This window comes from Actinokineospora auranticolor, assembly GCF_002934265.1.
GTDB lineage: Bacteria > Actinomycetota > Actinomycetes > Mycobacteriales > Pseudonocardiaceae > Actinokineospora > Actinokineospora auranticolor.
The window spans coordinates 35,810-54,763 of record NZ_PTIX01000010.1 but is presented as its reverse complement, the minus strand read 5'-3'; the positions used below and the strand labels follow the sequence as shown (position 1 = coordinate 54,763).

The 18,954-nt window shown below is 72.2% G+C and carries 13 protein-coding genes; 10 read left to right on the top strand and 3 right to left on the bottom strand.

Annotated elements, in window-relative coordinates:
• Positions 1-107 precede the first annotated feature (107 nt).
• The 6 genes from CLV40_RS19190 to CLV40_RS19165 all read left to right on the top strand — a co-directional run bounded on the left by CLV40_RS19190 (position 108) and on the right by CLV40_RS19165 (position 5,378).
• Positions 108-1,082, top strand: coding sequence for a LysR family transcriptional regulator (locus CLV40_RS19190; RefSeq protein ID WP_104480514.1), 975 nt, complete (start codon positions 108-110; stop codon positions 1,080-1,082).
• Between the two features lie 196 nt (positions 1,083-1,278).
• Positions 1,279-2,475, top strand: coding sequence for an acyl-CoA dehydrogenase family protein (locus CLV40_RS19185; RefSeq protein WP_245931387.1), 1,197 nt, complete (start codon positions 1,279-1,281; stop codon positions 2,473-2,475).
• Positions 2,475-3,494 carry a s-methyl-5-thioribose-1-phosphate isomerase gene (locus tag CLV40_RS19180; protein WP_104480335.1) on the top strand — a complete coding sequence of 340 codons (1,020 nt, stop codon included), beginning with the start codon at positions 2,475-2,477 and terminating at the stop codon, positions 3,492-3,494. Before CLV40_RS19185 ends, CLV40_RS19180 begins: the two co-directional genes overlap by 1 nt.
• Positions 3,491-4,210, top strand: coding sequence for an acireductone synthase (mtnC, locus tag CLV40_RS19175; protein WP_104480334.1), 720 nt, complete (start codon positions 3,491-3,493; stop codon positions 4,208-4,210). Before CLV40_RS19180 ends, mtnC begins: the two co-directional genes overlap by 4 nt.
• Positions 4,207-4,812, top strand: coding sequence for a methylthioribulose 1-phosphate dehydratase (mtnB, locus tag CLV40_RS19170; RefSeq protein ID WP_104480333.1), 606 nt, complete (start codon positions 4,207-4,209; stop codon positions 4,810-4,812). The genes mtnC and mtnB overlap by 4 nt, the downstream gene beginning before the upstream one ends.
• On the top strand, positions 4,812-5,378 hold the full coding sequence (locus CLV40_RS19165) for a 1,2-dihydroxy-3-keto-5-methylthiopentene dioxygenase (protein ID WP_104480332.1): 567 nt from the start codon (positions 4,812-4,814) through the stop codon (positions 5,376-5,378). The genes mtnB and CLV40_RS19165 overlap by 1 nt, the downstream gene beginning before the upstream one ends.
• Positions 5,379-5,545: 167 nt before the next feature.
• On the opposite strand, the gene CLV40_RS19160 is transcribed toward CLV40_RS19165, so the two are convergent.
• Both CLV40_RS19160 and CLV40_RS19155 read right to left on the bottom strand, forming a co-directional pair.
• Positions 5,546-6,217: a DUF305 domain-containing protein gene (locus CLV40_RS19160; protein ID WP_104480331.1), complete on the bottom strand. Its 672-nt coding sequence runs from the start codon at positions 6,215-6,217 to the stop codon at positions 5,546-5,548.
• A 63-nt stretch (positions 6,218-6,280) separates the two neighbouring features.
• Positions 6,281-7,054 carry a lytic polysaccharide monooxygenase gene (locus tag CLV40_RS19155; RefSeq protein WP_104480330.1) on the bottom strand — a complete coding sequence of 258 codons (774 nt, stop codon included), beginning with the start codon at positions 7,052-7,054 and terminating at the stop codon, positions 6,281-6,283.
• 534 nt (positions 7,055-7,588) lie between these two features.
• Between CLV40_RS19155 and CLV40_RS19150 the strand changes: the two genes are divergently transcribed.
• The 3 genes from CLV40_RS19150 to CLV40_RS19140 all read left to right on the top strand — a co-directional run bounded on the left by CLV40_RS19150 (position 7,589) and on the right by CLV40_RS19140 (position 14,829).
• The gene (locus CLV40_RS19150; RefSeq protein WP_104480329.1) at positions 7,589-9,649 is read left to right on the top strand and encodes a DNA gyrase/topoisomerase IV subunit B; all 2,061 of its coding nucleotides are present in this window, start codon (positions 7,589-7,591) and stop codon (positions 9,647-9,649) included.
• A gap of 35 nt (positions 9,650-9,684) precedes the next feature.
• On the top strand, positions 9,685-13,173 hold the full coding sequence (locus CLV40_RS19145; RefSeq protein WP_104480328.1) for a DNA gyrase subunit A: 3,489 nt from the start codon (positions 9,685-9,687) through the stop codon (positions 13,171-13,173).
• Positions 13,174-13,698: 525 nt separating this feature from the next.
• A complete protein-coding gene (locus CLV40_RS19140; RefSeq protein ID WP_245931386.1) occupies positions 13,699-14,829 on the top strand; it encodes a S1 family peptidase in 1,131 nt (376 codons plus the stop codon).
• A 397-nt stretch (positions 14,830-15,226) separates the two neighbouring features.
• On the opposite strand, the gene CLV40_RS40325 is transcribed toward CLV40_RS19140, so the two are convergent.
• Complete coding sequence (locus CLV40_RS40325) at positions 15,227-18,019, bottom strand: ATP-binding protein (protein ID WP_104480326.1); 2,793 nt, start codon at positions 18,017-18,019, stop codon at positions 15,227-15,229.
• 194 nt (positions 18,020-18,213) lie between these two features.
• Here CLV40_RS40325 and CLV40_RS19130 point away from each other — a divergent pair, with 194 nt between their 5' ends.
• The gene (locus CLV40_RS19130; protein ID WP_245931385.1) at positions 18,214-18,885 is read left to right on the top strand and encodes a dioxygenase family protein; all 672 of its coding nucleotides are present in this window, start codon (positions 18,214-18,216) and stop codon (positions 18,883-18,885) included.
• The last annotated feature ends 69 nt before the right edge of the window (positions 18,886-18,954 follow it).

Genomic DNA, 18,954 nt, shown 5'->3' with positions numbered 1-18,954 from the left:
CGACCGGAGGGGCCCGCGGACCGCGGGCCCCTTCCCAGCGCGCGCGCACCGGAGGTACCGTCGCTGAACCGCCGGTCGCTCGCGGTCCGGCGGGGATGGAGGACCCCGTGGAGCTAGAGATCCGCCACCTGCGCGCGCTGGCCGCGATCGACGACACCGGCAGCCTGACCCAGGCCGCGCGCAGGCTCGGCATGTCCCAGCCCGCGCTTTCCGGTCTGCTGCAACGCATCGAACGCACCGTCGGCGGCAGGCTCTTCTTCCGCGCCGAGTACGGCTGCCTGCCCACCCCGCTGGGCGCCGAGGTGCTCACCGAGGCCCGCGTCGTGCTCAGCGGCATGTCCGCCATCGCCGAGCGCGTGGGGGAGTGGTCCAGGCGCGGCCTGCCGTCCGACCCCCTGCGGGTCGGCGGCTACTGCGGTTTCCTGCACGTCGTGGTGTGCCGGTGGCTGCGGGAGCAGTCGTGGTGCTCCGGGGTGAGCGTGCAGGAGGACATCGACGAGCGGATCAGCGTCGACAAGGTCGCGATCGGGGCGCTGGACCTGGCGCTGGTGTACCGGCCGCCGTTGGCCGGGATCACCGTGCCCCCAGGGGTTTCCAGCGTGCTCGTGCACCCGGCGGAGCCCGTGTTCGTGGCCTTGGCGCACGACCACCCGCTAGCCGGGCAGGCGCGCCTCAAGCTGGCCGACGTCGCCGAACACCCGTGGATCGACGACGCGCCGGGCACGACGCGCTGGTCGACCTTCGTCACCCAGGTGGCACACGAGAACGGCGTCGTGTTCGACCAACCGCACAGCACCCAGTGCCTGGCCACGATGCTGGAACTGGTGTCCGCGGGCCTGGCGGTCGGTCCGGCCCTGGCGACCAGCCGGGACCACCCGGGGTCGATCGTGATCCGCCCGATCGAGGACATGCCGATGCACCAGGAACTCCGGCTGTTCTACCGCCAGGGCACCTCGGTGGCCGCGCACATCGAGGAGATCAACGAACAGGTCCTCGCCTTCTACCGCCGCCGCCAGGGTTGCAGCACGGCGTACGACTCCTGGTGGCGCGACCGCGGCGCGGACCTGGCCCTGACCGGCTAGGGAGTTGTGCCACGGCCCCGCGGCGGCCCTGGAACCGGATCCCCCTCGGGTCCGCGAGTCCGGTCAGCCCGGAAACCGGCGCGATCTCGCGTGTGGCGCGGCATGGCGAGATCCCACCGCCATACAACTCGGGTCACACCGTCCTTCCCCCATCCCACATGCCGGTTCCCCCTTCGTCGCCCGGCATACTGCCTTGGTGACAACTGGCAGCGAAGGCGTGGCGGACCGACAGCGGTGGGTGGCGGTCGCGCGGGACGTCGCCGCCCGGTTGGCCGCCGACGCGGTCGAGCGGGAGGCCAAGGGCGCCGAGCCCGTGGCCGAGGTCGCCCTGCTCCGCGAGTCCGGCCTGCTGCCCCTCATGATCCCCACTGCCGACGGCGGGCACGGCGCGGACTGGACCACCGCGCACGCCGTCCTCGCCGAGGTCGCCGCCGCCGACGCGTCGGTCGGGCACCTGCTCGGCTACCACTACCTCCACGTCTGGCGCACCACCCTCTTCGACCGCCCCGACGCCACCACCGCCGCCAACCGGGCGACGGCCGCGCACGGCTGGTTCTGGGCCGGTGTCGCCAACCCCCGCGACGACGCGCTCGTGCTGTCCACTCACGACGGCGGCTACCTGGTCAACGGGCGCAAGTTCTTCGCCACCGGCGCCAGCGTCGCCGACCGGCTCGTGGTCAGCGGTCACCACGAGGCGAGTGGCCGCAAGCTCACCTTCACCCTCGACGCCGCCGCGCCGGGCATCCGGTACCTCGGCGACTGGGACAACCTGGGCCAGCGCCTCTCCGCCAGCGGCGGCGTCGAGTTCACCGACGTCCACGTCCCCGAGTCCGCCGTGCTCGGCGCCCAGCCTGCGCCCGGCGAGCCCCGCGCCAACCGCGATTCCCTTGCCGCGCTCGGGTTCCAGCTCGTCCTGAGCCGCGTGCTGGTGGCCGTCGGTCGTGGCGCGCTCGCCGAGGCCGCCCGCTACACCCGCGACGTCTCCCGCGCCTGGCCCGCCTCCGGTGTCGAGCGCGCCGCCGACGACCCGCACACCCTCGCCGCGTACGGCACCCTCACCGCCCGCCTCGACGCCGCCGAACTCCTCGTCGACGCCGCGGCCCGCGCGTTCGAGGCCGCGGCGGCCGACCCGGACCTCGGCGCCGAGCGGCGCGGCGAGACGTCCGTGCGGATCTCCGCCGCCAAGGTCGTGTCGAGCGAACTGGCCACCGAGATCGGCAGCCGGGTGTTCGAGCTGACTGGCGCCCGCGCCACCGCCGCCCGGTACGGCCTCGACCGGTTCTGGCGCAACGCCCGCACGCTCACCCTGCACGACCCGGCCGTCTACAAGGCCACCGAGGTCGGCAGGCACCTGCTCACCGGCGAGTTCCCCGCCCCCAGCGGGTACAGCTGATGTCCCCGACCCTCGACCGCAGCGTCCGCCTCACCGAGGACGCCGTGATCATCCTCGACCGGCGCCGGTTCCCGTTCGAGCGGGTCTGGGTGCGCTGCGCCACCGCCGAGGAGGTCGCGGTCGCCATCGAGGACATGGTCACCCAGTCCTCCGGCCCCTACTACGCGGCCCTCTACGCCATGGTCCTCGCCGCCCGCGCGCACGCCCACCTGCCCGCCGCCGCGGCCCGCGCCGCGCTCGGCACCGCGGGCGACCGGCTCATCGCGAGCAGGCCCACCAACAACCACCTGCGCAAGGCGGTCGCCGCCGTCCTCGCCGAGGTCGACTCGGGCGACGACCTGGTGGCCGCCGCGACCCGGGGCGCCGAGGCGGGCGACGCGCGCTACCGCGCCGACAGCCGCGCGCTCGGCGAGCACAGCGCCGCCCTGCTGCCCGACGGCGCCCGCGTCCTCACCCACTGCTGGGCCGACGCGTACCTCATCGAGACCGTCGCGGCCGTCCAGCGGGCGGGCAAGGACGTCTCCTTCGTCTGCACCGAGACCCGCCCCTACCTGCAAGGGGCCCGGCTGACCGCGGAGACCCTCGCCGAGATGGGCGTCGACACCACGCTCATCACCGACGGCATGGGCGCGTCCGTGCTGTCGGCGGGGATGGTCGACGTCCTGCTGACCGCCGCCGACCGCGTCACCATGGACGGGCACGTGGTCAACAAGGTCGGCACGCTGGGCCTGGCGGTCGCCGCGCACGCGTTCGGCGTGCCGTTCCTGGCGCAGGTGCAGGCCCCGGACCTGGCCGCGCGGACCGCGGCGGACGTGCCGATCGAGCACCGCGACGGCGAGGAGGTCAAGCACACGCTGGGTGCGCGCACCGCCAGCGCCAGGGTGCGCGGCTTCTACCCGGCCTTCGACGTCACGCCGCCGCGCTTCGTGCGCACCGTCGTCACCGACCGCGGGCCCTTCGCCCCCGACGCCCTGGCCGCTTACCACTCGGCCGTCTACAACCGGAGAGAGCAACCGTGACCGACACGCTGTCCGCCCACTGGGTCGTCCTGGACATCGAGGGCACCCTGATGCCGACCGCCGGTGTCCACGTCGTCCTCTACGACTACGCCCGGCCCCGACTCGGTCCGTGGATCGATGCCCACCCCGACGACCCGACCGTGCGCTCGGCCGTGGCCCGCACCAAGGCCGAGGCCGGGCTGCCCGACTCGGCGACCACCGCCGACGTCGTCGCCGTGCTGCACGGGTGGATGTCCGCCGACCGCAAGGCCGCGCCGCTCAAGGACCTGCAGGGCCTGATCTGGCAGGACGGTTACGCGCGCGGCGACCTGGTCTCCGAGTACTTCCCGGACGTGGTGCCCGCGCTGCGGGCCTGGGACGCCGCGGGCCTCAAGCTGGCCGTGTTCTCGTCGGGTTCGGTCGCGGGCCAGATCGCGTCGTTCTCCACGACCACCGAGGGCGACCTGACCAGGCTGTTCCGCCACCACTTCGACACCGTCAACGCGGGCCCGAAGCGCGAGTCCGCGTCGTACGCGGCCATCGCGGAGGGCATCGGCGGACCGGTGCCGTCCCGGATCGTGTTCCTGTCCGACGTCCCCGCCGAACTCGACGCCGCCGCCGAGGCGGGCTGGCAGACCGTCGGCCTGGCCCGCGACGGCGAGCCGTACGCGTCGGCCGACTTCGGCGCGCACCGGGTCGCCAAGTCCTTCGACGAGTTCCGCGTCGTGCCCGGATGACCGCGCTGGTCACCGTGGGCCGAGCCCTCGCCGCCGAGGCCGCCCGCTACACGGACCTGGGCTGGATGCGCGGCACGTCGGGCAACCTGTCGGTCACCCTGGGCCGAGACCCCCTGCGGCTCGCGGTGACGGCCAGCGGCCTGGACAAGGGCGAGCTGACCGCGCACGACGTCGTCGAGGTCGACGAGGCCGGGGAGGCACTGCCCGGCCAGCGGCTGCGCCCGTCCGCCGAGGCGGGCCTGCACGCGCGCATCGCCCGCGTCGCGGGTGCGGGCGCGGTGGTCCACCTGCACGTGCTGGCCCCCGTGGTCGCCGCTGAGCGCTGGCCCGACGGCATCGAACTGCGCGACCTGGAGATGCTGAAGGGCTTCGGCCGCGCCGCCCACGACGACCTCGTGCGGGTCCCGGTCGTGCCGAACTCGCAGGACATGGGTGTGCTGGGGGACGCGTTCGAGGCCGGGTACGACCCGGCGACCCCCGCACTGGTGGTCGCCCGGCACGGGGTGTACGTGTGGGGGGACGACCTGCTCGAGGCGCGGTGGCGGGCCGAGTGCCTGGAGTGGCTGCTGCGCTTCAAGACCGCGATCGAAGGAGGCCGGTGATGACCCTGCTGACCATCTGGGCCGACGACGACCCCGGGGTGGAGCTGACCCGCACGTCCGATGTGGAGGAGATCACCGCGACCCTGGGCGCCCTCGGCGTCCGCTTCTCGCGGTGGCCGGTCGTCGACCTGCCCCCGAACCCGACCTCGGACGAGGTGATCGCGGCCTACCAGGCGCGGGTGGACGAGGTGAACGACCGCGAGGGCTACACCTTCGTCGACGCGGTCACGATGACGCCGGAGGATTCCGCGGAATGGCGTTCGAAGGCCGCGACCGCCCGCGCCAAGTTCCTCTCGGAACACACCCACGACGATGACGAGGACCGGTTCTTCGCGCGGGGTTCGGGAATCTTCTACCTGCACATCGACGGCAAGGTCCACGCCGTGCTGTGCACCGAAGGCGACCTGCTGAGCGTCCCGGCGAAGACGACGCACTGGTTCGACATGGGCACCCGCCCGGACTACGTGTCAATCCGCTTCTTCCACGACGACGACGGCTGGGTGGCGGACTTCGTGGAGAACTCCATCGCCCACAACTTCCCGACCTACGACCAGATCACCGCCTGATTCCCGGCCTCGCCCGCGCTCAGCCGGACGGACCGGTCCTGCTCCCGGGCCCGGTTCCGCCGGTGGCCGGGGAATGGCGTGATCGCGCTCAACCGGATGTGACAGCTCGGAAATGACAGCGGTGCCCCTGTTCGACAGAACAGGGGCACCGCTGATCCTGGACCGGACTACTGCGAGAAGTTCAGCAGCTGCTGGATCTGCGCCGTCCGGGACTTCACGACCTTGTCGGCGAACGCCTTCACGTCGGCGTTCGCGCCGTCCTTCTTCTCCGTCAGGGCGAACTCCACCGCGTTGTGCTGGTGGCCCGTCAGGATCGTCACGAACTGCTTCTCGAACTGGCCGTCCGGCTGGGCGTCCAGTTCGGCGATCGTCTGGGGGTCGGTGAGCGGCATGCCGCCGTGGTGGGCGTGCGCGCTGGGGTCGCCGCTGACCTCCACGGGCTGCTTCCAGTCGGTGAGCCACTTGCTCATCTGGCTCACCTCCTGCTCCTGGGTCAGCCGGATGGCGTCGGCCAGGTTGCGCACGTCGGCGCGCACCTGGTGCTTGTCGGCCAACTGAACCAGCTCGATGCCGCGCTTGTGGTTGGCGATCGCCATCTGCAGGAACATCACGTCGGCGAGGTTCCAGTCACCGCCGACGGCAGGCGCCGCCGCCGCGCTCGCGCTCGCCGCGCCACCTGCCGGAGCCTGGGCCGACGGCGACGCGGGGGAACTCGACGTGGTGGCGGCGCCATGACCGGCGTGGCCCGCAGGATCAGCGTGTCCGGCGTGGCTGTCGCTGCCGCACCCCGCGACCAGCAGGGTGACGCAGGCGGCGACGGCTACCAGCGGACGTCTCATGCGTGCCTCCTCATGAGGGGACCCGGCCCGGGCCCGCCGAGACCCGGGCCGGGTTGCCACTGGTTACGCCTTGGCCCAGAGGGCGGGCGTGGTGCTGGGCTCCCAGCCCGCGATCGCGGTGTGGCCCTGGAGGCAGCGGTAGCTGCCGCCGTTGTAGGTCACGGTCGCGCCCGTGGCGTAGCTCGTGCCCGCGGCCCACGTGCCGGTCTGCGGCGGCGTGGTGGTGGTCGGGGGCGTGGTGGTGGTGGGCGGGGTGGTCGTCGTCGGCGGCGTCGTGGTCGTCGGCGGCGTGGTGGGCGGGGTGGTGGGGCCACCGCCGCCGACCTGCAGGTCGACGCAGCTGTAGAACGCCATCGCGGTGTCGGCGATGTTCCACACCGCGAGCAGCTTGATGCGGCCGCTGCGGCCACCCAGGTTCACGTTGTGCGTCTTGGTCGCACCCGGCTGCTTGCCACCGTCGTTGAAGACGGCGATGCGCTCGCCACCGACGAAGTACTCCCAGGTGGTGGTCGCGTGCCGGGCGGTCAGCGTCCAGGTGAAGTCCACCGAGTTGCCGACCGAGGCCGCGGGCCACGCCTTCGAGTCGTCGTTGAGCTGGGCGAACTGGGACAGTCCACCGTTGCAGCTCTTGAGGCCCTTGGGGCCCTCGACGCTCTGGGGCTCGTAGATGATCTGGCCGCAGTTGCTGACCTTGCCCGCCGCGCAGTTGGCCTGGCGGCTGGGCGGGGAGCTGATGTACCCGTGCGCGGACGCGGGGCCCGCGGGCAGGGCGACCATGAGCAGGGGTGCGATGCCGACCCCGGCCGCTGCCGCGGCGATCTTGCGCGTGTGCTTCATATTCAGTGCTCCTCCACTTGTGTGGACGGCGTTTCCGCCGGTCGCGGCTAGCGACCGGCGCAGGGGGGAAACGGGGAGCAAGGGGACGCTCGCCTCCCGTCGGGCGTACGGCCGGACCCGGACGCCGGAGGGTGAAACTGGTGTTGCTGTGGTCTAGACCATAAACGCGGCCTCGATCACCCGTCAAGACGACGACTACCGGCCGCGCGGCGGTAAATTCACATATCGTTGCCAATGTTTCAAGCCCCGGTCAATGGACCGTACGGCGCATGTCATCACCAGTGGGGCCGCTGTGGACCGCCAACCGGCCTCCCGGTGGCGACCGTTCGGTCGCATCGGCGGACCGGGCCGCCCGGACTGGACCAATGCCCACCATCGAATCCGACTATTCGCCCCGCGGGCGCCCGCGGCGGGCGCGATCCCGACCCGCACCGGCGCGCTTACGCCTGGCCGTCGGGTCGGCCGGATACCCTCCGGTACCTTGGGACACCTGTTCGACCAGCACCACGGACCAGAATCCAGGAGAGCGACCCAGTGACTGCCGAGACCCTCTACGGGGCCGACGACCTGACGCATCTGGAGGGTCTGGAGGCCGTGCGCAAGCGGCCCGGCATGTACATCGGCTCCACCGACAGCCGGGGCATCAACCACCTGTTCTCCGAGATCGTCGACAACTCCACCGACGAGGGCGTCGCGGGCCACGCGACCAGGGTCGAGGTCACCCTGCACCCCGACGGCAGCGTGCAGGTCGACGACGACGGGCGCGGCATCCCGACCGGCGTGCACGCCAAGTCCGGGTTGTCCGGTGTGGAGCTGGTGCTCACCCGGCTGCACGCGGGCGGCAAGTTCGGCGGCTCCGGCTACAAGACCTCCGGCGGCCTGCACGGCGTCGGCGCGTCCGCGGTCAACGCCCTGTCCCACCGCTTCGACATCACCGTCAAGCGCGACGGCAAGGTCCACCGGATGTCGTTCGCGCACGGCGCCCCCGGCGTCTTCGACGGCGACGGCCCCAAGGCCCCGTTCACCCGCCAGTCCGGGTTGGACGTCGTCGGCAAGACCCGCCGCAACGAGTCCACCGGCACCTCGATCCGCTACTGGTACGACGCCCGCTACTTCGAGAACGGCGCCGCCCTCGACGTCGACGCGGTGCGGTCGAAGATGCGCAACACCGCCTTCCTGGTCCCCGGCGTCACCTACGCGCTGCGCGTGCCCCGCGCGGACGATCCGGACAAGTTCGACACCGAGACCTTCCACTTCCCTAACGGCCTGGTCGACATGGTCGACTACCTGGCGCCGTCGAGCGAGAAGCCGGTCTCGGGCACCATTCTGATCACCGGCGAGGGCACCTACCAGGAGAACGCGGCCGACGAGAACGGCGTCATGCGGTCCAAGGTGGAGCGCCGCGCCGAGGTCGAGGTCGCCCTGCGCTGGGGCACCGGCTACGAGCGCACCGTCGAGTGCTTCACCAACACGATCCGCAACATGCACGGCGGCACCCACCGCCGCGGCTACGAGCGGGCCGCCGTGCGGGCGCTGCAGGAGGCGATCACCAAGACCCGCGGCCTGCTCAAGCCCAAGGAGGACCCGCCGACGCTCGACGACGTGCTCGAGGGCATGACCGCGGTCGTGCACGTGCGCATCCCCGAGCCGCAGTTCACCTCCCAGACCAAGGACGAGCTGTCCACCGCGGGCATCACCAAGGTCATCCAGGGCGTGGTCGAGCGCAAGCTGCGCGAGTGGACCGAGGACCGGCGCACCAAGGCCGAGGCCAAGGTCGTGCTGCAGAAGATCGTCGACGCGGGCCGGGTGCGGATCGCGCAGAAGCAGCAGAAGGACGCCGCCCGGCGCAAGACCGCGCTGGAGGGCGCGGCCATGCCCGCCAAGCTCGTCGACTGCCGCACCACGGGCCTGGCCCGCAGCGAGCTGTTCCTGGTCGAGGGCGACAGCGCGCTCGGCTCGGCGCGGATGGCCAGGGTGTCGGAGTACCAGGCCCTGCTGCCGCTGCGCGGCAAGATCCTCAACGTGCAGAAGGCCAGCCTGGCCGACACCCTGCGCAACGCCGAGATCGCCGCCATCGTCCAAGTGCTCGGCGCGGGCACCGGCCGCACCTTCGACCTGCCCGCGATGCGCTACGGCCGGGTCATCCTGATGGCCGACGCCGACGTCGACGGCTCGCACATCCGGACCCTGCTGATCACCCTGTTCGCCAAGTACATGCGCCCCGTGATCACCGACGGCAGGCTCTACGCCGCGATGCCGCCGCTGCACAAGATCACCACCAAGGGCCGCGGTGCCGAGACCATCTTCACCTTCACCCAGCGCGAGATGGAGACCACCCTCGCCCGGCTGGAGAAGGCGGGCAAGCAGGTCGTCACGCCCGTGCCGCGGTTCAAGGGCCTCGGCGAGATGGACGCGGACGAGCTGTGGGAGACCACCATGAACCCGGCCACCCGCTCGGTCCGCCGGATCACCCTCGACGACGTCGAGGCCGCCGAGACCGCGCTGGAGCTGCTGATGGGGGAGAAGGTCGAGCCCCGCCGCAACTGGCTGGTCGAGTCCGCCGCCCGGGTGGACCAGTCGGCCATCGACGCCTGAGTCATCGAAGCCGCCACGAGAGAGAGCGCTGAGCAATGGCCCGCCGCAAGGCCCCCTCGACCAAGGTCGACCCCGCCGCGTTCGACCAGCCGGGCGCCCAGGTCTTCGACAACTCGCTCAAGACCGAGATCGAGGACTCGTACCTGGAGTACGCCTACTCGGTCATCCACTCCCGCGCGCTCCCCGACGCCCGGGACGGCCTCAAGCCGGTCCACCGGCGGATCCTGTACTCGATGCACGAGCAGGGCCACCGGCCGACGTCGGCCTACGTGAAGTCCTCCCGGGTCGTCGGCGACGTCATGGGCAAGTACCACCCCCACGGCGACACGGCCATCTACGACGCGATGGTCCGGCTGGCCCAGGACTTCTCGCTGAACGCCCCGCTCATCGACGGGCACGGGAACTTCGGCTCCCCGGACGACGGACCGGCCGCCAGCCGCTACTGCGTCGTGGGCGAGACCCGGGTTCGGCTCCCCGACGGCTCCAGCCCGCGGATCGCCGACCTGGTCGACCTCCCCGCGGATTCGGAGGCCGACGCCGACTTCGAGGTCTTGGACAAGGACGGCAAGTCGGTGCGGGTGAACCGGGTCTTCAACTCCGGTGTGCACCCGACGCTGCGCATGTCGACTACGTCGGGTTTCTCGCTGCGCGGCAGCGAGAACCACCTGGTGCTGTGCCTGGAAGCGCCCGCCGGTGTCCCGCTCTTCCAGTGGCGCAGGCTCGACGAGTTGACCCCGGGGATGACCGTCTGCATCGCGCGCAACGCCTGGACGCAGGTGGCGCCCGCGGCAGGCGCCCAGGTGGTCGGTGCCGGGGAGGAGTTCATCCCGGAGTGCGTCTGGACCGGTGGCTGGGAGGCCAAGCGCGCCTTCCTCGCGGCCGTGTTCGACGGCGACGGCGGGTCGCGGGTCACCGAGGACGGCCTGACCGTCCACTGCTCGACCGGCAGCGCGCGGCTGGCTCGTGAGCTGCAGGAGATGCTGGCCGAGTTCGGCGTGATCGCCACGCGCCAGGACCGCGCCGGGGCGAGCGGGGTGGTCGAGCACCGCCTGCTGATCTCGGGTTCGCGCGACGTGCGCGCGTTCGCCGAGCGCGTGGGATTCCTCGAGACCAAGCAGGCCGAGCTCGAAGACCTGCGCGCGCGTTCGCCACGCCTGCCCGGCTCGGACTCCGTGCCGTTCGTCGCGAACTACGTGCGCGACTCCCTCGACCGGCTGACCCAGTACGACTTCGACCGGGTCGAGCGCTGGGAAACCGAGCGCTCGCGCATCATCGACCGGATCGAGGAACCCGAGGTCCTGGCCACGATCCTGCCGGTGATGGACTCCGGGTACCGCTTCGAGTCGGTGACCGAGGTCGTCGCGGACGACCCCGCGGAGGTGTACTCGCTGCGGGTGGCGTCCGATGACCACTCGTTCCTCGCGGGTGGGTTCGTCAACCACAACACCGAAGCCCGGATGTCCCACGAGGCGATGCTGCTGGTCGGGGAACTGGGCGAGGACACCATCGACTTCCGGCCGAACTACGACGGGTCGCTGTTCGAGCCGACAGTTCTGCCCGCCGCGTTCCCGAACCTGCTGGTCAACGGCACCTCCGGCATCGCCGTCGGCATGGCGACCAACATGATCCCGCACAACCTCGGCGAGGTCGTCGCCGCCGCGCGGCACCTGATCTCGCACCCGGACGCCACGCTCGACAAGCTGATGGAGTTCGTCCCCGGCCCCGACCTCCCGACCGGCGGCATGCTGCTGGGCCTCGACGAGGTGCGCAAGGCCTACGAGACCGGCCGCGGCGTCGTGCGGATGCGGGCCAAGGTCGAGATCGGGCCGCTGGAGGGCAGCCGGGGGCGCCAGGCCATCACGGTCACCGAGCTGCCGTACCAGGTCGGCACCGAGAAGATCATCGAGAAGATCACCGAAGAGGTCAACAAGTCCAAGCGCCTGACGGGGATCGCCGACGTCAAGGACCTCACCGACCGGGAGAACGGCACCCGGCTGGTCGTCGAGTGCAAGGTCGGGGTCAACCCGCAGGCGCTGCTGGCCGACCTGTACCGGTTGACGCCGATGGAGCAGTCCTTCGGCATCAACAACCTCGTGCTCGTCGAGGGCCAGCCGCGCACGCTCGGGCTCAAGGCGCTGCTGGAAGTCTTCCTCAACCACCGCTACGAGGTCGTCACCCGCCGCACCCGGTACCGCAAGCGCAAGCGCGAGGAACGGCTGCACCTGGTCGAGGGCCTGCTGCGGGCGCTGATCGACATCGACAAGGTCATCCGGCTGATCCGCGGCAGTGACGACGCCGCCGCCGCGAAGTCGGGCCTGATGAGCCGGTTCAAGCTCTCGGAGATCCAGGCCACCTACATCCTGGACACCCCGCTGCGCAGGCTCACCCGGTTCGACAAGATCGAGCTGGAGGCCGAGCAGGACAAGCTGCTCGGTGAGATCGCCGAGCTGGCGAAGATCCTCGACGACGACAAGGTGCTGCGCCGGGTCGTGTCGAACGAGCTGGCCAAGGTCGCCAGGGACCACACCGCCGAGCGCCGCACCGCGCTGATCGACGGCGACCTCAAGGAGGTGCTGGCCGCCTCCAAGCCCGCCGGGCCGCTGGAGGTCGCCGACGACCCCTGCCAGATCATCCTGTCGGCGACCGGCCTGGTCGCCCGCACGGCCGCGGAGTCCGAGGAGTCGGCCGAGGGCCGCAGGCGCAAGGGCCGGGCCCGGCACGACACGGTCGCCGCGCTGGTCCACTCGACCGCGCGCGGCCAGATCCTGCTGATCACCAACCGCGGCCGCGCCTTCAAGACCGACGTGCTGCCGCTGCCGGTGCTGCCCGAGCAGAGCGGCACGGTGTCGCTCAGCGGCGGCATGGCGGCGAGCGAGCTGGCGCCGCTGGCGAAGGACGAGCGGGTGATCGGCATCGCGCCGCTGGGCGAGCGCGGCGCGGGCTCGCCGGGCCTGGCGCTGGGCACGCGGCAGGGCGTGGTGAAGGTGTGCGCCCCGGAGTGGCCGGTCCGCTCGGACGAGTTCGAGGTCATCACGCTCAAGGACGGCGACGAGGTCATCGGCGCCACCTGGTTGACCGACGGCACGGAGACGCTGGTGTTCGTCAGCTCCGAGGCCGCTCTCCTGCGGTACTCCGTCAGCCTGGTCCGCCCCCAGGGCCTCAAGGGCGGCGGCATGGCGGGCATCACCCTGCCGGGCGCGTCGACGGCGGTGTTCTTCGGCGCGGTGCGCACGGACGACCCCGACCACGGCGAGCCCATGGTCGTCACGTCGACGGGCCAGACGGTCAAGGTCACCCCGTTCATCGAGTACCCGGCGAAGGGCCGCGCGACCGGCGGCGTCCGCGCGCACCGCTTCCTCAAGGGCGAGGGCGGCCTGATCCTGGCCTGGGTCGGCCCGCGCCCGGCCGGGGCGAACAAGTCCGGCTCGGCCGTCGAGCTCCCCGAAACCGACCCCCGCCGCGACGGCTCGGGGGCCGCGCACCCGGGACCGGACGTCGTCGGCCACGTCATCGAGCGGGACTGACCGTGCTGGGGGAGGGGTGCCCGGCACCCCTTCCCCGCTGGTCGTGGCGCTGCGCGCGGTGACCGGAAAACCCCTGCGGAAACCGCGAGTGGGGTGTCGCTACCATTATCGGCTCCGGGAGCCTATGCCACCCGGGGCGGGCGCGGACCCTGCTTTCGAATAATCACCTTACGCCCGAGGTTGGTAGGGTCCGCGCCGCGCCGGAAAGCTGCGCGCGCAACTGTTAAATCATCACCTTTCCACAGTTAACAGCCGCTCGTGTTGGCCGCCGGTGCTGGTGCCGAGCTGCGGTGTCGCCGAATGTGAGTCGGGTTTCCGCGCGTAGCGGGCGATCTTTTACCAGATTATGGATATCCGGTAACAAGTTCCCCTTGTGGTGCGCGCGTCGAGGTGAGCACTATTTATGCGGTATCACCGGATTGTCGCTGGTGAGGGCCCTTTGCGGATTCGGTGAAATCGCGGTCGTCGGTGCCTATGGGTGCCGCGGCCACTTCCCTGCAATCGAGCACCGATGGAGACAACCTCGTGAAACGCTCACTCGTCGTCGCCGCGCTGCTGACCGCCTCGGCGGCCGCCGTGGCCTCCCTGCCCGCCTGGGCCGGTCAGGAGGCGGCACCCGCCCCGGCCGCCGCCGACGCCGTCGCCCCGGAGTTGCTGAGCGCGATGGAGCGCGACCTCGGCCTGTCCCGTGACGCCGCCATCGCCCGGTTGGGCAGCGAGAAGGCCGCGACGGAGCTGGAGACCAGCCTGCGCGGTTCGCTCGGCGACACCTTCGGCGGCGCCTACTACGACGCCGCGTCGGCCAAGCTGGTCGTCGGCGTCACCGACGCCGCGCGCGCCGAGTCGGTGCGCGCCCAGGGCGGCAGCGCCACCCTGGTCAAGCACAGCGCGGCCGAGCTCGACCGGGTCGCCGACACCCTGAACGCCCGTACCGCCCCCGCGGGCGTGACCGGCTGGTACGTCGACGTGCAGCGCAACACCGTCACGCTGACCGCCGCCAAGGGCGCCACCGAGGCCGCGACCAAGTACGCGTCCACCATCAGCTCGGCGATCTCGGTGGTCGAGTCCACCGAGGCCCCCCGCACCCTCGCCGACGTCCGCGGCGGCGACGCGTACTACATCGGTTCCGGCTCCCGCTGCTCCATCGGCTTCTCGGTCCAGGGCGGCTTCGTCTCGGCCGGGCACTGCGGCAACACCGGCGCCTCCACCACCGGCTCCAACCGCCAGGCCCAGGGCACCTTCGCGGGCTCGTCCTTCCCCGGCAACGACTACTCATGGGTCCGCACCAACGCCCAGTGGACCCCGCGCGGCGTCGTCAACCGCTACAGCGGCTCGCAGACCGTCGCGGTCAAGGGCAGCCAGGAGTCCGCGGTCGGCGCGTCCATCTGCCGCTCGGGTTCCACCACGGGCTGGAAGTGCGGCACGGTCCAGTCGAAGAACCAGTCGGTCAACTACCCCCAGGGCACCGTCTCCGACCTGACCCGCACCAACGCCTGCGCCGAACCCGGCGACTCGGGCGGTTCGTGGCTCAGCGGCAACCAGGCCCAGGGCGTCACGTCGGGCGGGTCGGGCAACTGCTCGTCCGGCGGCACCACGTACTTCCAGCCGATCGGCGAGATCCTGTCGGTCTACCGGCTGACCCTGGTCACCAGCTAGTCGGTTCCACCACCCGACCTGCCCAGGCCCACCTCCCTCGGACCTGGGCAGGTTTGGTGCGCGGTGAGGCGGTCTCGGAGGGTGGCGTGCCGGAACGCGAGTCCGGCGGCGACCCCGAACGCGGGTCCGAAAGCCGGACGCGCGGTGGCGGATCCCAACCGGTGAGGGTGAACAGCATGGGCACCGGCACAGTGGTCCGCTGGTCGGCGGGGGAGTGGCTTCGGGGGTCGCCGATACGAGACCCGCGACGGGGACGGGCATCGGCCCTGGCCGACCCCGCCGGCAGCGTCACCGACAGGACCCACCGGCCCAGCGCACCCACCAGCGGGGCCGGCCCGACCCACACCCACCACCCGCGCCGCGTGCCCTCAGGAGCGTCGGCGCACCGGCCGTCACCTCACGACGAGCGGGGGAAGTCCCACGGCAGGTCCGCGCGCGTGCGGACCCCGCACTTGCGCAGCGCGTTCGCCACGTGGTCCTCCACGGTCCGCACCGAGATGAACAGCGCCTCGGCGATCTCCTTGTTCGTGCTCCCCCGAGCCGCCATCCGCGCGACGGCCTCCTCGCGCGGCGACAACGCGTCCCCGTACCCCCGCCTGCCCCCGCGGTGCCGCGGCGCCACCCCGTGTTTGCGCAGCACCTGCGCGCACCGCGCGGCGTCCCAGCGGGCGCCCAGGGCCGTGTACACCGCCACCACGTCCAGCATCGCCTGCTTGTCCCCCGACCCCAGGTGCACCGCGGCCGTCTCCTCCCGCGCCTGGCACGCCGCGTACGGGCGCCCCATCGCGTCGAACAGGGCCGCCGCGGCACCGAACTCGTCTACCCCCGTAGACGCCTTGCGCGCGACGTGACCGGCCGCCAACCGAACCGCGGCGTCCGCCAGCGGCGCGTCGCGTCCCGCAACGGCTTCCGCGAACTCCGCCTGCGCGTGGGACGCCCGGACCCGTTCCCCCAGCGAGGCCAGGGCCGCGCACGTCAACGGCACCACCGCCGCCGCCCACACCCAGTTCCCCTGACGCCGCACGGCATCCAGGGCCGGGGTCAGCAACGCCAGCGCCTCGTCCGCGCGCCCGCCGGACAGCGCGATCCGCGCGCGGGCCGCCGCGGCCGCCGTCATCAGGGGGATCTGCAGGGACGCGCCCGTCTCGGCCACCGTCCGCAGGTCCACCTCCGCGTCCGCCAGCGACCCCGTCGCCAGCGCCAGCTCGGCGGCCACCAGGCGGGCCTCGACGTCCAGTTGCGGCAACCGGTGCGCGCCCGCGCCCGCGCGCACGTTCGCGACGCGTTCGGCGAGGCCGTCCCAGCGGCCCGCCGCCAGGTCCAGGCGCAGCCGGGCACCGTCGAGCAGGCGCACGGTGTAGAGGGCGGGGTCCTCGTCGACGAGGGTCGGGATCAGCTCCAGCAGCTCCCGTGCGCGCGCGTCGTGGCCCAGCCACAGCGCGGCGTCGGCACCGTTGCTCGCGCCCCGCAGCAGGTGCAGGCGGGCCTCCGGCGTGGTTCCCCGCGCCAGCGCGGCCCGCCACACCGGCCAGCCCGCCGGGTCGCCGGAGTACAGCAGCACCGACGCGTGGTTGACGTGCACGGCCGTGTGCACCGCGTGGTCGTCGAACGAGCCCAGCAGGTCCAGCGCGCGCGTGGCCCAGGCCAGGTGCTCGGTGATGGTGCCGGAGCTGTCCGACGGGATCGCCAGCGCCGCCATCGCCCGCGCGGCCAGGTCGGGGCGGTCGGGCAGCTCCGGCACCGCCGCCCGCAGCTCGCCGCGGCCCGCGCTCGCCTCGCCGGACTGCGCGATCAGCAGCATGCCCAGGCCGAACCGGATCTCGCCGCGCCTGCGCGGGGGCAGGTCGTCCTCGGCCAGCACCGCGCGCAGCGCCGACACCGCCTCACCGTGCCGCAGACCGGGCTGCGCGGCCCGGCTGAGCAGTGACGCCACCCTGGCCCGCACGTCGATCTCGACGCCGGCCGCGGCCACCACGTCGGCCAGCAGGTCCACGGCGGTGTCGCCGTCGCCCAGCGCGATCGCGCGGGTGGCGGCGGCCTCGGCGTGCCGCACCCAGTCCTCCACCAGGCCCGCGTGGCGGCAGTGCCGGGCCAGCCGGGCGTGCGGCACCGGGTCGGCACCGGCCAGCGCGGCGGCCGCGTTGCGGTGCGCGCGGCGCAGGTCGCCGGGGGCCAGCAGGTCGATCACCGCGCGGGTGGCCAGCGCGTGCCGGGTGGCCAGCATCCCGGGACCGCCCTGCCGCAGCAGGCCGTGCGCGAGCGCGCGGTCGATGGCGTCGGTGGCGGTTTCCGCGTCCAGACCCGCGACGCGGCCGAGCAGTTCCTCGTCGGCGGGCGCGGCCAGCACCGCCGCCGCGCCGACCACCTCGCGCACGGCGGGCGGCAACGTGGCCAGCCGCTCGGCGATGGAGCCGCGCAGCGCGACCGGCGCGGTCAGCCGGTCCAGCACCGAGCGCGGCGCGTCGGCCAGCCGGGGCGCGGGTTCGGCGGGCAGCGCGCGCGCCACTTCCTCGACCACGAACGGAACACCGCCGGTCAGCTCGTGCAACCGGATGGCGAACTCGTCGGTTACTTTCGTCAGTCCCAACAACCTCGCCGCCAGTTCGCCGACTTCGCGCGCGCGCAGCGGTCGCACGGTCGTCTCCACCGCGCGCGCCCACCGCGGCAGGTAGCCCGCGAGATCCACGACGGGGCGCTCCATCCGCACGCTCTCCGGCCGGTACGTCACCACGACGCGCAGCTTCGGCGGCAGCCCGCGGCACAGGAACCGGAGGAACTCGTACGTCGCCTCGTCGGCCCAGTGCAGGTCCTCCACGACGAGCACCGCGGGACCGAGTTCCGCCAGTCCCGCGCGAATTCTGGGAAAAACGTCCACCCGGTCGACCCTTCCCACCGGGGGTGTGAACACGTCGATCCCCTTGAGCGCGTCGAGCACCGGGCCAAGTGGGAACGGCTCGCGCAGCGGCAGGCACTCACCGACCAACCAGTGCCCCTCGCGCGCGTCGGGGCGGTCGCGGAACTCGCTGACCAGACGGCTCTTCCCGACCCCCGCCTCGCCCGCGACCAGCAGAAGCGCGGGGGCGGAAACGGCGGACAGCCGGGCCAGTTCGGCCGCGCGACCCACCAGCGGCGGCCGGTCGACCGCCGGGGGAGATCTGTCCACTGTGGTTCCCAGGGGACCGGTTTCCATGCTGCGTCCTCATACCTCGGATGACCGCGCGCCGGCCGGATGCCGTGCGTTCACCACGTTTCCGCTCACGGTAGCGCCTGAGTTAAGCCCGTATCACCACGGATTGCAACGAACCTGTCACTGCAACAGCATCGGTTGTGCCAATCCGTGACGATCGCCGACCCGGTGATCTCGTCGTAGGAGGTACTTCCCAAGTGACTGCAGAACTCCCACCGGTCGAAGACGAACTCGCGGGCGAGGGCAACATCACTCGCAAGCGCCTGCTGCAGCTCGGCGCGCTCGTCGTGCCCGCCGCGGGCGTGCTCGGCGTGACGGCGGCCGGTGGTTTCACCGCGTCGGCCGCCACCCCCGAGGTCGCGCCGAACGTCAACGGTGAGCTGCTCGCCTGCACCCCGGGCCAGCAGACCACCATCGCGCAGACGGAGGGCCCGTACTTCAAGTCGGGTTCCCCGCAGCGCACCAGCCTGGTCCAGCCCGGCACCCAGGGCACCCGGCTGACCGTGAGCGGCTTCGTGTTCAGCCGCTCCTGCAAGCCGCTGGCCAACGTCAAGCTGGACTTCTGGCAGGCGGACAACGGCGGCAACTACGACAACGTCGGCTACACCTTCCGCGGGCACCAGTTCACCGACGCCAGCGGCAAGTACACCCTGACCACGATCGTGCCCGGCCTGTACCCCGGCCGCACCCGGCACATCCACGTCAAGGTGCAGAACCCCGGCGGTCGGATCCTCACCACCCAGACGTACTTCCCGGGTGAGCCGAGGAACAACACCGACACCATCTACGACCGGCGGCTGCTGATGAACGTCCGCACCGTGGGGTCGGCGAAGGAAGCCACGTTCGACTTCGTGCTGAACGTTGCCTGATCAACTTCCCTGCTTGATCAGGCACGACGCGTGACACCACCACCACTCCACTGTGGACCCTAGCCGGGT

What these genes read in the sequence shown, in the direction of transcription:
- mtnB (WP_104480333.1), top strand. Translation starts at nt 4,207, where the DNA reads ATGACCGCGCTGGTCACCGTGGGCCGAGCCCTCGCCGCCGAGGCCGCC.
- CLV40_RS19165 (WP_104480332.1), top strand. Translation starts at nt 4,812, where the DNA reads ATGACCCTGCTGACCATCTGGGCCGACGACGACCCCGGGGTGGAGCTG.
- CLV40_RS19145 (WP_104480328.1), top strand. Translation starts at nt 9,685, where the DNA reads ATGGCCCGCCGCAAGGCCCCCTCGACCAAGGTCGACCCCGCCGCGTTC.
- CLV40_RS19160 (WP_104480331.1), bottom strand. Translation starts at nt 6,217, where the DNA reads ATGAGACGTCCGCTGGTAGCCGTCGCCGCCTGCGTCACCCTGCTGGTC.
- CLV40_RS19155 (WP_104480330.1), bottom strand. Translation starts at nt 7,054, where the DNA reads ATGAAGCACACGCGCAAGATCGCCGCGGCAGCGGCCGGGGTCGGCATC.
- CLV40_RS40325 (WP_104480326.1), bottom strand. Translation starts at nt 18,019, where the DNA reads ATGGAAACCGGTCCCCTGGGAACCACAGTGGACAGATCTCCCCCGGCG.
- CLV40_RS19180 (WP_104480335.1), top strand. Translation starts at nt 2,475, where the DNA reads ATGTCCCCGACCCTCGACCGCAGCGTCCGCCTCACCGAGGACGCCGTG.